Genomic DNA, 13,591 nt, shown 5'->3' with positions numbered 1-13,591 from the left:
GGCGCAAAGCGATCAAAGGGGTCAGCTTATCTTCTCCTATAACAATTCACATTCATTTAATATTTTTTCTATAGACTCCCAAATAGAAAGCGAAGGATTTTCTGCATAATACTTATATCTGTTATATTCCTGCAAAGTATAACCAGCGTCTTGGTTACGTTTCATTATAGTCTTTGATCGTCGGATTGCTGCACGCACATTATCCAGTGTCAGTTGCTTAAGTACACGTTCAAAATTATTCTTATGTTTATATTGATCAAGATTTTCAAAGTTTTCACCATAGGCCTTATTAAGTGGTGCGAGATATTGCTTACGATGAATCCGCAAACTGTTGCAGTCTGTTTTGTGTAGAATTATCCAAAGCTCAAATGTGAAATTGCTGTATCCGAGATTGTATGTAATATCTTTCCCGCTGTTTTGCGCCATTTCCATTCGGTCTAAGGTTTTTTGAAACTGTTTCACATGGACCGCATCTTCGCTTTCTCTGTCAAAGATATGAGTGATTTCTGTTTCCCCTAGGACCGTGAGGCGTTTTACACGGGCTAGAGGATCTTTTTGAACTTTACTATCTATTTTTACTGTATATTTTGTATCAGAATAAGAATTTATTATACGTTGGAGCCACTCTAAATACCATTGTTCGGTTTCGCCTTCAACAGAAAAATAGTAGGTTCTATTTTCTTTACGCATCTTATTACATCCCTTTCTCATGAGATATCAATTCTTCAAAGATGGGGGTGAAATCAATGTCCTTAATTGCACCATAGCGATCTACAAAGTAATTTTTCATGTAATCTTCATTTTTACGTACACCGGATTTTCCTGTTGTTCCAAAATCCGAGAGGGAGTAATGACTGCTGAAGTGCGTTTCTTCATCACGTTCTACAAATTTAATTTCATCCCTGCGATATATGTTTGCATTTAGGAAGATAGGATTATGTGTGTTGAATATAAGCTGTGCATGATGAATGTTGACATCATCGTTATGGAAGATATTGATGATATTCATCAATGCCATTGGGTGGATGGAAGCATCAAATTCATCTACCACCAAGGTGCCGCCGTTTAAGAGTGCATTGACTACCAAAGGAAACATGTTTACAAAGCGAATTGTTCCATAGGATTCAAACAGTTCAGCAGGAATTGCTGCACTTTTTTTAGTTTTCCTGAAGAGCGAAAATAGTTTTGCTTCATTATTGTCGTCATCAACCATATAGCCAAGTGCATTTGAGTTAATTCCAAAAGAAGTCGCCGCCTCATTCAATGTTTTTTCGATATATACAGAGTTTTTCTCTGGATCACTGAACTTTCGGATAAGATGAATTGCATCTGCACGGTAAATGACCATGAATTTGTTATCTAACCAATTGCTGATCAATGCAACCAGCTTAGCACTGAACATTGTCCTGAAACTATTCATCAAAAACAGTTCTTCGTCATTCAAATTACTTTTTGCAAGAGAAATTGCACTTTCTGCATTCTGCTCAAAAGCATTTACAAGAAGTTTCTGAATAGTATCCAAAGAATGAATTTCTAAACTATCATTTCTCGAAAAAACCAGTGAATTATTTATTTTTAAAGTTTCAGATACGATCTTGCGCGGGTAATCAGTCTCTAAAAACTCACCTAATGCAGCCGAAAATGAATATTCCACCAATATTTCGTTTGTTATAAATTTAATTGCAAAGCTTACTGGCAAAGCTTTTTTGTTGGTGTTGTTAGGAATTAGTTGTAATGCTGTTGCAGCGGTATTAGGGTTATTCTGATCGTCATTGTTGCGAATATTACCACGTAAGACTATTGATTTAAAGGTATCCATTGCGCTGATAATATTAGTTTTTCCTGAGGCGTTAGGTCCATAAATCACAGCGGAAGATAGTCCTTTGTAGATTTTCTTCGAAATAGTCTCTTTTAATACACTATAATCCAGGCCTTTCTGCTTGGGAGCAGGTACAAGAGAAAAGACAAGTTCATCTTTGAATGATTTATAGTTCTTGACTCTAAATTCTAATAACATATATTTTCCTCCATTCTGAGAGTTATATGCAAGACATTATGAATATTATAACTTAAATCCTGCCCATTTGTCAATTTCATATTCTCGTTTTGAAGAATAATTGCAAAATGATTCTGATATTTGTAGAAGCTTCCCGCTCTGTATCTTGTCGAGACTGATCACCAGAATGTTATATTAGAGAGACCGCTATTTTTAGACAAGAATCTATTAATTTGTTATTTAATATGATTTCCAATTTTTTCAACTTTTCTCCATACTCTATAGGACTTAAGTTTTCAAGTGAATAGAGGCTCAGTTGTTTTTTGAATTTATTCGTGCAGAAGTTGAGTCACGAACAATTAACTCAGTATTTAATAAAATATGTTCAGCAGGAGCAGAAGGATTCTCAATTAAATTAATTAATAAGTTGCATGCCTGCTGTCCAATGTCAAAACTTGGCTGTTTAATTGTTGTGATAGAGGGGACCGTCATCCTGGATAGGTCGATGTTGTCAAATCCCACTACAGAAATATCTTGAGGAACACGTAATCCAACATTTTGAATTGCTTTGATAGCTGCTGCAGCATATACATCTGAAACACAAAAAAATGCATCTGGATGATTTTCGCCTGATAGAATTCTTGTGACTGCTGAAACAGCCATTTCAAAATTAATATCGCTAATATGTGTGATCCAATCGGCGGGGATTGATAGACCAGCATGTGTCATTGCATCATGGAATCCTTTTTCTCTAAGCCTTGAATAATTATTTGTCAAAAGACTATTTATAAATGATATTTTGGTTCTTCCAATTGATAATAAATAATTAATGGCTGTCTGAACAGCATATGTATTATCAATAGAGACAAAGGATATATTTGGCTGGTTACAATGCTCAGAACACATTACAATAGGATAACGTAACCTCAGTTGACTTAGTAATTCTGTATTAGAAACATTATGGGCCAGTAAAAGCCCGCAGAAATTGTTTTCTTTCATGATAAACTCATATTCTTTGAGTGCGTTTCTTGGATTGCTGGCTTGAAAATCAAAAGGCAAATATCCTCTGCTAAAGGCGGTAGCTTGAATACCTTCTATAATCTCTCCATAAAAAGGGTTGCGAAAATCGGGAAAACAAATTAGCAACGATTTAGATCTTAAAGAATTATCCTCGAACTTTTTGACATAGGGCTGATAATCCAACTTTTCCATTGCCTTAATCACTTTTTCACGCGTTTCTGGTTTTACATAACCATTCTTGTTTATTATCCTAGATACAGTTGCAACAGAGACATTTGCTTCTGAAGCCAATTGAGCAATAGTTACTTTTTTTGAAAATGACATATTACACCTCCAAATGTAAAAAATTACATGTATTTGTAAAAAGTGCTGTAAAATAGAAGCCTTTATTTTCATTTATTACTAAAAATTATAAAGGGTATTGTAATGATTGTCAAGACGTACTATAATGAATTTTATAAATTACATAAAGAAATAAATATTACGTAAAATATACATATGGAGATGGTTTGATGAAACAAGGATTTGTAAGCGCAGTTTTTGATAAAAGATCTTTTGAAGAGGTAATTGACTTTGCCAGTGAGCAGGGTTTTGATTGTGTTGAAATGGCCTGTTGGCCTGAAGAAAAAAAGGTGCGTCGATATGCTGGAGTTACACATATTGATGCAACTAAGCTAGATATAAAAACACAAAAACACATATTAGATTATTGTTGTGATAAAGGTATTGAGATTTCAGCACTTGCATATTATCCCAATATGATGGATCCAGACATCGAGAAGAGGGATCACTATATTAGGCACCTTAAAAAGGTCATAGATGCTGCTGAACAATTAGATATTGGAATGGTGACAACTTTCATTGGACGTTTACCTAAAGAGAATGTAGATTATAATATTGGGGAGTTTAAAAAAGTATGGCCTCCTATTATTGCATACGCAGAAAGAAAAAAGGTTAGAATAGCAATTGAGAATTGTCCAATGCTGTTTACTGATGATGAATGGCCAGGGGGACAAAACCTTGCGAGTACACCTCCAATATGGAGAAAACTGTTTTCTATTATTGACAGTGATTATTTTGGCTTAAATTACGACCCCTCTCATTTTATTTGGCAGGGAATTGATTATATCAAACCGATTCATGAATTTAAAGATAAAATATTTCACGTGCATTATAAAGATATAAAACTTGAAAGAGAAAAACTTAAAGATGTTGGTGTATTAGCTAACCCGCTAAGTTATATGACTCCAAGGATACCTGGACATGGGGATGTGAATTGGGGAGAATATATTTCTGCTTTACGGGAAATTCAGTATAGAGGGCCTGCATGTATAGAAATAGAGGATAAGTCTTTTGAAAACAGTACAGAAGAAATAGAAGAATCTTTACGTATCAGTCGTTTATATTTGCGACAGTTTACTTCATTTCCCAATGTAAAAGAACAAGATTGATGAGGTGCAAGGAATGCAAGAAATACGAGTAGGTGTTGTAGGTTTAGGATTTATAGGAAAACAACATGTTGAGGCATTGTCTAGAATTCCAGGTATCATTGTTGCAGCGGTAGCAGATAAAAATCCTGAGAGTGAAGAATGGTGTTTTCAAAATGGAATAAAAAAATTTTATCAAGATTATCAAATAATGATTGAGGAGGAAAAATTATGTGCTATTCATGATTGTACTCCAAATGCGCTGCACTGGGATGTAAATAGGATTGCTTTAGAAAATGGTTGTCATGTATATAGTGAGAAACCGTTGACTATGAAATCCGATGATGCATTAAAACTTTGCAAGTTGGCACAAGAGAAGCGGTTAATCGGGGGGGTAAACCTTAATTATAGAAATAATGCTATGATACAGGAAATGAGAGAAAGAGTTTCAAACGGATCTCTTGGGACGATTACGCATATTCAGGTAGAGTATCTACAGGATTGGCTTCTCTATGACACAGATTTTGACTGGAGGATAATGAAAAATATAGGAGGAGTGTCACGGGCCGTTGCCGATATCGGCTCCCACTGCTTTGATATTATTCAGTATATCACGAGTGAGAAAATTGTATCTGTGCTTGCAACATTTCATAAACAATATGAGAAAAGAAAAAGATATAATACGAATGAAACATTTATGTCAAAAGATAAAAGTGTACCATATGAGGAAGTCAAAGTTGAAAATGAAGATAGTGCATGCATTTTGATAGAATTGGAAAGCGGCGTTAAGGGAAGCATAAATATAAGTCAAATCTGCTCTGGTAAAAAGAATGATTTTAAGGTATTAATTGGTGGAACAAAGGAGGCCCTCGAATGGAATCAGGAAATTCCAGATAGATTATGGGTGGGACATAGAGACGAAGGAAATGAAATTCTATATGCGGCTAAACAGTATCTTACTGATTATGCAAAATCATTTGCTTCGTTGCCAAATGGTCATCCAATTGGATGGAAAGACGCACTAACGAAAGGAATGGAGGAATTTTATAAAGAGATAAAAAATCCAAGTGAAAAGTTTCGTTTTGCAAGTTTTGAGGATGGGTATTATCTTACCAAAATCGTTGAAGCATGTGTAAAAAGTCAAGAACAAGAAAAGTGGATATCTGTACGGTAAAAATTTATGGAGGTGTATTATGAACAATACAAAAAATAAGTAATAAAAAAGCAATACAAATTCAGATGTTTTATAATTTCATAATATTAATTGGAGGTACAATATGAGAAAAAAAGTGATAAGTATGGTTCTCTGTATGAGCATGGTTGCAGGTATAATGGCAGGATGTGGTAAACAGTCCTCGGACAAAACGAATGAAAGTAGTGCAACCGACGAAGGTGGTAAGAATACAGGAAAGATAACGATGTTCTTAGATGATGCAGCAACACAAGATAATTTTCAGGATTATATAGATGCTGCTGAGAAAGCAACAAATCTGGACATTGAGGTAGTACCCATGCCTACGAATACATCAGATAGAACTGCAAAATTCATGACAATTTTATCATCTGGGGATGACAGTATTGATATTATTTCAGTAGATCAGGAAATGGTGCAATCTGTAGTAAATACAGATTATCTTGAGCCATTAGATGATGTATTAACCGATGATGTAAAAGCAGAATTCCCAGAATCTTTTATAAAGATGAGTAATGGTAAAGGTATTCCTATGTTTATGGAGATATTTTGTTTTTGGATAAACTCCAAATATGTCAAGGAGGCTGGGATGGATGCAGTTAAAACAAAAGAAGATTTTGTTAATTTCCTTCAATCAGTTTCCAAAGATGGTGTTTATGGATATGGTGGGGGCTGGGAACAGACTTATGTTTGGAATGATATCGGGGAATTTGTCAATTTATTTGGTGGAGATATGTTCGACTGGTCTAATAAGAATACACAAGAAGCTGTTAAATTTATGAAAGAAATGGTTGATAAAAAATACACACCCATTTCACAAATTGCAGATCAGTATACAGAATTAAATCAACGTATTATGGATGGATCCTCAGCATCAATGTTAAATTATTCAAGCTTTATGCCGACATATGAAAAAGCCGGGAGATATGGAGGAGACGACATTCATATTGCACCTATGCTTAATTTTGGAAAAGAAACAACATATGCAAATGGTTGGCAATATGTATTAAATTCCGCTTCTAAAAATAAAAAAGCAGCAAAGATATTTTTGAAATGGGCTGCAAGTTTAGAGGGGCAGAAAGTTTACGCTGAGACATTTTCACGGTTACCTGCTAGAACGGATGTTGTAGATGATCCAGAGTTTAAAGTACCTGGAATAGATGAATTAAAAAGCTATTTAAAGGATACCGAATTAATTGCCCGTCCTCTTCCTAACAATTCTAATGAATATATTAATGAGGTTGGATCACTGTTTCAAAAATACATTGGCGAGGAAATCACATTTGATGATTATGTTTCGAAGATGCAAGAATGTATGAAAACGTATTTTCCGGAAGATGTAAAGTAACTTGTGAAAATAGATAAAATATAGAATTCTTGTATTGTAAGACAAGGAGGAAAAGTGACTTGAAGCAAAGAAAAAAACACAGGATGTGGATTCCATGGATGATGATTTTACCTGCAATTATGATTCGATGTCTTACCACATTGTATCCCGTAATAATGACTTTTGTGAATAGTTTTCGGAATATGGATGTTATTAAAGGAGGACAAGGGGAATTCATAGGTCTTCAAAATTATTTAAAACTATTTTCGGATGATAAGATTGGAACATCTATGGAGTTTACCATTATGTTCACAGTAATTTCTATGATATTCCATCTTCTTCTAGGGGTCGCTCTTGCAATGATGCTGAATATGAAGTTTAAGGGTAAGAAATTCCTGAGGACAATAGTTTTAATACCATGGGCTATGCCTATGATCGTTGCAGGACGAGCTGCCAGATGGGGGTTTAATGGTACGTATGGATTTGTTAATGATCTGATTGCAAGGGTGATTAACGGATTCCATTTTGACTGGCTGGTTAATGCAGATACAGCCAGGATTGCAGTAATTATTGTGGATTTGTGGAAAGACATTCCGTTTTTTGCTATTTTAGTTTTGGCATCTCTCCAGTATATATCTGCGGATGTTTATGAAGCTGCAAAAATAGACGGAGCAGGGGTATTTCGAACTTTCTTTAGTATCACTGTTCCAAACATAGCAAAAACGGTAATGTCAATATCTATCTTTTTTACGATGTGGAGGGTCACGAATTTTGAACTTGTATATGCAATGACCTCGGGCGGACCACATGATAGTACATCTGTTTTATCGTATAGAATATTAATTGAAGCTTTTAATAATTTGAATCTGGGGTATGCTTCTGCGATAGCTGTTGTATTGTTTATAATTATGCTGATTTTAAGTGGCGTGAATACATTGGCAATGAAAAAGGTATCAGATTAGGAGGATATAAAATGAATGCTAAATCTAAGAGAAAATTATTCAAAGTATTTCAATGGTTTATTACAATACTTGTAGCCCTTATAATTCTGATACCCATTTACTGGATTTTTATTTCATCAGTAAAACCGACTTCCGATCTTTTTACTACACCTATAAACTGGATACCCAGGAAGCTTTCATTAAATAGTTATAAAACATTAATAGAGCAGGTTGGCATAATTCCTCAGATAGTTAACACTTTGATTATTACAGGGGTTACTTTAGTTCTTTCGGCAATTATTTGTATATTAGCAGCATATGCATTTGACCGTCATGCGACTAAGGGATTATCATTAGCCTATGGATTGATTGTATTTTCGGCTTTAATTCCTGGGATTGTTACGGCGAGACCACTTTATGATTTTTTTAGGTCCTTGAATTTGGTAGATACGTATCCAGGACTAATCTTACTATACACTAGTTCGCTGATACCATTTTCAATTTTAATTCTGCGCAATTATCTAGGAGGTATACCGATAGAGATTGAGGAGGCGGCAGAAATTGATGGTGCAAATTTTTTTCAAAAAATGTATGCTGTTATTATTCCCCTGTTAAAACCGGCGATAGCTACTGTATGCATTATCAATTTTATAAATTGTTTGAATGAGTTTTTTATTCCATTGTTTTTCTCACAGAAAATTAAAGTTTTAACTATCGGAATTTCAACGTTGCCTCGTGCGAATGCTTATGATGTCCCATGGGATTTATTAAGTGCCATGGGTTGTATCATACTTCTTCCAATTATCATATTTGTTATGATCTTTGAGGAAAAAATCATGGATGGAATTATGGCAGGGGGTGTTAAGGCATAGAAGATAAAAAGATAATGATGATAATAATTAGACCAGGAGGTAAAAATGTACAAGTTAAATATGAAACTTCAGAGAACTAAAGAAGATGAGGAAAATGCTAGAAAAGATAGGCTTGAAAGTGCAAAAAATTCACTAGTACCAGGAGCAAGAATTATTCGCGGGGGAGATGCAATACCTGTATATGTCAATGAAATTGCATGTAGAGAATGGTTTTATCCTCTCTCCGAGGTCAATGATATTGGTATGTTTTCGTATATTGAGAAAGATGAGAATACGGACACAGATCGGCCATGGGCCACAAGATTTCATCCTGATGTAAATGTATATTATTATATTTTGGAGGGAAAAGGAAAGGTTTGTTTCGGAGATGGGGGAACCGAATTTGAAACAGAAATATTCGAATTCCAAGAGCAGGAATTGGTAATCATTCCAAGAGAGGTTCCGTACAGAATGGAAGGTGGATGGAAAGCTATATGTTTTCATTCAAGAACAGGAGTGTATGGAAAAGCTGCAGGAACAGTTCGCTATCCACATCCAGTGGTTTATATGGATAAACCTGCAAGACCTACAGAGGAAGAAGAAAAAAATTTAAAGGATCCTGGGACATATGTTTGTTACAATCAGACTATGAGTAAAGAACTCAGCTTTGGGAAGACATCAGGAATAAAAAGTAGTTATTTGGATCTTCAAAAAAATAGAGAAGATTTAAATCAGGTAGTACAAAGCTATGATGTAAACCATATATATGAAGAAGTCACACCAGTCGATGAACAGACTCGAGTAATAGAAAACATTGAAGAGTCTGAAAAGAACGCATGTGTACTTGGAGCAAGAGTTTTGAAACGGGCTGATGCACCCGCAGTATATAACGCAAATGCAGGTCTTCGTCAGTCAAGCTATCCTCTGACATGGACAGATGACATAGCAATATGTAATTTAGCAGAAAAACTTGCAGAATCGGACAAAGAGCGGCCTTTTGATTCGCATGCACATCCCGATATTGAAGAGTACAAATTCATTTTGTCTGGATCGGGAAGTGTAACAATAGGTGTGGGAGATGAGACCTGTGAAGAGGAACGATATGAATTTAAGGCTGGAGATTTAGTTATCTTGCCAAGAGGATTGGCTCATGTTGATGCAGGTGGTTATACAGCTTTGTATTTCCATTCAAAACAAAGCGTATTTGGAAAAACACCTGGAGATAGTTTGTATCCACATATTGCATATGTATACACACGTCCTCCAAGGCCTACGAAAGAAGAAGAGGAAGCTTTGAATGATCCAGGAACATTTATTAAAATGAACTCCAGGGAGACTTATAATGTGTACTGTCCAAATCCGGTTCTAAGAGTTGAAAAGAATCCAACGGATATGACACATTTACGACCTGATTTATTTCCTGAGAAGAAAGAAAAATAGAAAATATTGTAATTAATTTTAAATTATTGAAAAAGTCCGTCTATTGATGGACTTTTTTATACGCCTTAATATATGATTACTTTATTGAAAAAAAATAAAAAATATAGTATGATATGATACCGAGAACAAAAGGTTCTGTCTGGGAATATTTGTGATACTTGTTCTTGGATTTAGACAAATATAGATAAATTTTATGGAGGATATACCAAAACTATTATGGGGGAACAGCGTAAAGAAGGGAAGTCTTATTCTTGGAAGTTTCGCAATCGTATTGCATACAAGATATTCATATATTTTTTGGCGCTATGGCTTATGTTCTCAGCTGTTGTAATGGGAAGTTTACACACAGCCAGTATACATTTGACCAAACGTACGCTTGAAAGCAGAGAAGATAAAATAACGTACTATTCTTCGATGATCAATAAGGATTTAGAGCGAATTATCCAGTTATTATATGTCATGTGCGGTGATAATGATGTGGTCAAACTGGTAAAGAATAGAAGTGTGGATTTTGAATATGATGATTATCTGAACTACTTGAATGCTTATAATAAATTAAAAAACTACCAGCAGGTCAGTATGTATATTGATGATATTTATCTTTATCTTCCGAATACAAAGGAACTTCTGGATGCAAACAAAAGTATCATTCCGGTCGATGCCAATACAAAACAGATGTTTGAACAATATGTAAATACCGGAAAATCATTTTTTTCAAAGGGGGATAAGTTGAATTATATTTTTCAAGGTGCTAATGAAGTCATAATGGGCATCACAGTGTCTGTGAAATATATAAGCGATACCTTAAAATCCCTGATAAATCAAAAAAATTTCGAATTCTTTTTGATAGACTCTCAGGAGAAAAAGCTGCTGGGAAAATCCACGGTTAGTAGTATGGGAAGGAAAATATATCAGAAGATGGACAAAGATAGGTTTTCCGGAGAAGTGACTATTGGCAGTGAAAAATATCTGATTGAAAGAATGCAGACAACGGAAAACCAGTTTGAGATTGTGATCTTTACAGACAAAACGATCCTTTACAGTGACATAACTTTTATTAGAAATCTATGGTTTATCATCAATATGATTGCCTTGCTGGTTGTGATTGTTATGGCTGTTGTGATTAGTGTTCAGATTCATAAACCAATGAAACAATTAGTATATGGAATGCAGCAGGTGGAGCAGGAGAACTATGACTATATATTGCCTTTAAATGAGACAACAGAGTTTCGCTATGTATTTAACCAATACAATCATATGGCTTCTAAAATACAAGAATTAATTCGCACGGTTTACGAAAAACAGCTGCAAATACAAGAGTATAAGATGCATCAGCTTCAGTCTCAAATTAATCCACACTTTCTTTTTAATAGTCTGTATTTGGGATACCGGCTTGCAAAAGCAGGTGAAATGGAAAAAACAGCAGATTTATGTATGAATCTGGGAGAATACTTTAAGGTGCTGACTTATTTAAAGAATGAAGACATTGCCCTTTGCCAGGAAATCGACTTTGCCGGGAGCTATTTAAAATTAAACCAGATGAGATTTGGAGAGCGATTAAAGTATCATATTGATGTCGATGATAAGTTAGAAGATTTGAGAGTGCCGCATCTGATGATACAGCCATTGATTGAAAACGCTATTAGTCATGGGGTTGAAAAGGTAAGTAAAAACTGTACTATTGTTCTTAAGGTGAGAAATGATAAAGAATTTATTAACATTAATGTTTCAGATGACTGCGGTTTGCTGGATGAAGAAAATCTGGAAGAACTTCGGGCGTCCCTTGAATCGAAAGAGCAGCCCAGTTCAAGTATTGGTTTATGGAATATACATCAAAGATTATTAGGCTTTGATTCGAAGGGGCTTCTTTTGAAATTAGAAGATGGAAAGTACATAGTTTCTTATAAAATAAGTAAGGAGATATGTGGACATGTATCAAATAATGATAGTAGATGATGAACAGTATATTTTAGAAGGAATTAAAGAGGTAATCGAGCAGGCAGACTTGCCATTCAATGAAGTCAGGATTGTCTCTTCATCAAAAGAAGCACTACGGTTATTTCGAAACAATCCATATGATATTATTTTGACAGATATAAGCATGCCGGAGATGGATGGTTTGCAGTTCATAGAGGAAACAAGAAAAATCTGGAAGGACACAGTGGTTATTTTTCTGACGGGATATCAATATTTTTCTTATGCAAAAAAGGCGATACAGTTGGGGGGAGTGGAGTATCTGCTAAAGCCGGTATCGGATGAGGAGCTATTAGATGTTCTCCGCAGGGAGATTAAGAATTTAGACGATTGCTGGTACCAGAGATTCTTTACAAAGAATAGGGACAGCAGTAATGACCAGCTAAAAAAGGAGCAACAATTACTGCTCGAAAAATGGTTTCATACCTGTATTAAGAACAACGGTTGTTCCCCGGATCTGTTACAGAACAAGTTCATGGAGTGTAAAATACCATTAAGCCTTGAGAAGGAGAATAGTTTAATACTTGTAGACTATGAGTATGACGAATCTCAGAATAGAGAACATATAACTGGTCAGTGGAATATAAGATCGGTTCATCATCAGTTTATGAGTATTTTACAGACCGCTTTATATGGGGATTTCATGTTAGAGGGTTTTCTTGTTAATCGTCGCTTTTCCCTGTTTATCGCTCAAAGAATTATGAATGATTATACGGGCAAAGATGCAGGCTTGTTAAAAACGGTGCAAGAGATGCAAAGTTATTATATTGAGAACACAGATCATGTAGTCTCTGTTTCTGTTGCGTCAGAAGTAACATGGGGTGCTTTACCTGCATTTGCAAAAAAGCAGATAGAGAGAATGGAGCAGCTGAATTCAAAAGGGGAGTTCTTCTATATCAGTGGGAGCAGCGATGATAAGTTACCCCTTTATTCTGATGTAGATTCTGGTGATGAGAAAGATTTTTTCATAATAAAAATAAAGAAATATATTAAGCAGTATCCGGAGAAAGATTTGTCTTTGACGGAACTATCGAGCAGATTTAAAATTAATCCGTCATACTTGTCACGGATATTTCATAAAGAGGCGAAGAAGTCACTTACTGAATATATACTGGATGTAAGAATGAATAAAGCAGAAGAGCTTTTAGTCCATACGAATATGAGAGTCAGTGAGATATCTAAAAAAGTGGGATTTAATAATTCAGGGTACTTTACAAGGATTTTTTCAGAATACATGGGAAGGAGCCCGACAATATATCGTAAAGAAAACCTAAACCCCAATAAAAAATAAATATTGAATGCAGAGTGGCCGATGATTTTGTGCCACTCTGTTTTGCAATATGGGGGAAATTATGTGAGACAATAAAGAATTATGCATTTGTTTGTTCGAAATTCAAGATAAAACAACTTATATAAAATAACA

At 35.0% G+C, this 13,591-nt stretch carries 11 protein-coding genes; 8 read left to right on the top strand and 3 right to left on the bottom strand.

Annotation, left to right across the window (positions count from 1 at the left end; translation table 11 throughout):
- Positions 1 to 36 precede the first annotated feature (36 nt).
- The 3 genes from INP51_RS12385 to INP51_RS12375 all read right to left on the bottom strand — a co-directional run bounded on the left by INP51_RS12385 (position 37) and on the right by INP51_RS12375 (position 3,340).
- The gene (locus INP51_RS12385; protein ID WP_193735153.1) at positions 37 to 690 is read right to left on the bottom strand and encodes an RloB domain-containing protein; all 654 of its coding nucleotides are present in this window, start codon (positions 688 to 690) and stop codon (positions 37 to 39) included.
- 4 nt (positions 691 to 694) lie between these two features.
- Complete coding sequence (locus INP51_RS12380) at positions 695 to 2,017, bottom strand: AAA family ATPase (protein WP_193735152.1); 1,323 nt, start codon at positions 2,015 to 2,017, stop codon at positions 695 to 697.
- 291 nt (positions 2,018 to 2,308) lie between these two features.
- Positions 2,309 to 3,340 carry a LacI family DNA-binding transcriptional regulator gene (locus tag INP51_RS12375; protein ID WP_193735151.1) on the bottom strand — a complete coding sequence of 344 codons (1,032 nt, stop codon included), beginning with the start codon at positions 3,338 to 3,340 and terminating at the stop codon, positions 2,309 to 2,311.
- Positions 3,341 to 3,528: 188 nt separating this feature from the next.
- Between INP51_RS12375 and INP51_RS12370 the strand changes: the two genes are divergently transcribed.
- From INP51_RS12370 to INP51_RS12335, 8 genes are all read left to right on the top strand, one after another.
- Positions 3,529 to 4,467, top strand: coding sequence for a sugar phosphate isomerase/epimerase family protein (locus INP51_RS12370; protein ID WP_193735150.1), 939 nt, complete (start codon positions 3,529 to 3,531; stop codon positions 4,465 to 4,467).
- A 13-nt stretch (positions 4,468 to 4,480) separates the two neighbouring features.
- Entirely contained in the window at positions 4,481 to 5,617 is a 1,137-nt protein-coding gene (locus INP51_RS12365; RefSeq protein ID WP_193735149.1) for a Gfo/Idh/MocA family protein, read from the top strand.
- 103 nt (positions 5,618 to 5,720) lie between these two features.
- Positions 5,721 to 6,983: an ABC transporter substrate-binding protein gene (locus INP51_RS12360; protein ID WP_193735148.1), complete on the top strand. Its 1,263-nt coding sequence runs from the start codon at positions 5,721 to 5,723 to the stop codon at positions 6,981 to 6,983.
- 59 nt (positions 6,984 to 7,042) lie between these two features.
- Positions 7,043 to 7,924 (top strand): carbohydrate ABC transporter permease, encoded by an 882-nt coding sequence (locus tag INP51_RS12355; protein ID WP_331463452.1) that lies wholly within the window; start codon positions 7,043 to 7,045, stop codon positions 7,922 to 7,924.
- A gap of 11 nt (positions 7,925 to 7,935) precedes the next feature.
- Entirely contained in the window at positions 7,936 to 8,775 is an 840-nt protein-coding gene (locus tag INP51_RS12350) for a carbohydrate ABC transporter permease (RefSeq protein ID WP_193735147.1), read from the top strand.
- A 45-nt stretch (positions 8,776 to 8,820) separates the two neighbouring features.
- Positions 8,821 to 10,194, top strand: coding sequence for a cupin domain-containing protein (locus INP51_RS12345; protein ID WP_193735146.1), 1,374 nt, complete (start codon positions 8,821 to 8,823; stop codon positions 10,192 to 10,194).
- A 360-nt stretch (positions 10,195 to 10,554) separates the two neighbouring features.
- Positions 10,555 to 12,150 (top strand): sensor histidine kinase, encoded by a 1,596-nt coding sequence (locus INP51_RS12340; protein WP_193735145.1) that lies wholly within the window; start codon positions 10,555 to 10,557, stop codon positions 12,148 to 12,150.
- Positions 12,125 to 13,459, top strand: a complete 1,335-nt coding sequence (locus tag INP51_RS12335; protein WP_193735144.1) for a response regulator transcription factor — start codon at positions 12,125 to 12,127, stop codon at positions 13,457 to 13,459. Before INP51_RS12340 ends, INP51_RS12335 begins: the two co-directional genes overlap by 26 nt.
- The last annotated feature ends 132 nt before the right edge of the window (positions 13,460 to 13,591 follow it).

Source organism: Blautia liquoris, from assembly GCF_015159595.1.
Classification (GTDB): domain Bacteria; phylum Bacillota; class Clostridia; order Lachnospirales; family Lachnospiraceae; genus Novisyntrophococcus; species Novisyntrophococcus liquoris.
This window is presented reverse-complemented; position numbering and strand designations above follow the sequence as displayed.

What these genes read in the sequence shown, in the direction of transcription:
- INP51_RS12350 (WP_193735147.1), top strand. Translation starts at nt 7,936, where the DNA reads ATGAATGCTAAATCTAAGAGAAAATTATTCAAAGTATTTCAATGGTTT.
- INP51_RS12375 (WP_193735151.1), bottom strand. Translation starts at nt 3,340, where the DNA reads ATGTCATTTTCAAAAAAAGTAACTATTGCTCAATTGGCTTCAGAAGCA.
- INP51_RS12345 (WP_193735146.1), top strand. Translation starts at nt 8,821, where the DNA reads ATGTACAAGTTAAATATGAAACTTCAGAGAACTAAAGAAGATGAGGAA.
- INP51_RS12380 (WP_193735152.1), bottom strand. Translation starts at nt 2,017, where the DNA reads ATGTTATTAGAATTTAGAGTCAAGAACTATAAATCATTCAAAGATGAA.
- INP51_RS12385 (WP_193735153.1), bottom strand. Translation starts at nt 690, where the DNA reads ATGCGTAAAGAAAATAGAACCTACTATTTTTCTGTTGAAGGCGAAACC.
- INP51_RS12370 (WP_193735150.1), top strand. Translation starts at nt 3,529, where the DNA reads ATGAAACAAGGATTTGTAAGCGCAGTTTTTGATAAAAGATCTTTTGAA.
- INP51_RS12360 (WP_193735148.1), top strand. Translation starts at nt 5,721, where the DNA reads ATGAGAAAAAAAGTGATAAGTATGGTTCTCTGTATGAGCATGGTTGCA.
- INP51_RS12335 (WP_193735144.1), top strand. Translation starts at nt 12,125, where the DNA reads ATGTATCAAATAATGATAGTAGATGATGAACAGTATATTTTAGAAGGA.
- INP51_RS12365 (WP_193735149.1), top strand. Translation starts at nt 4,481, where the DNA reads ATGCAAGAAATACGAGTAGGTGTTGTAGGTTTAGGATTTATAGGAAAA.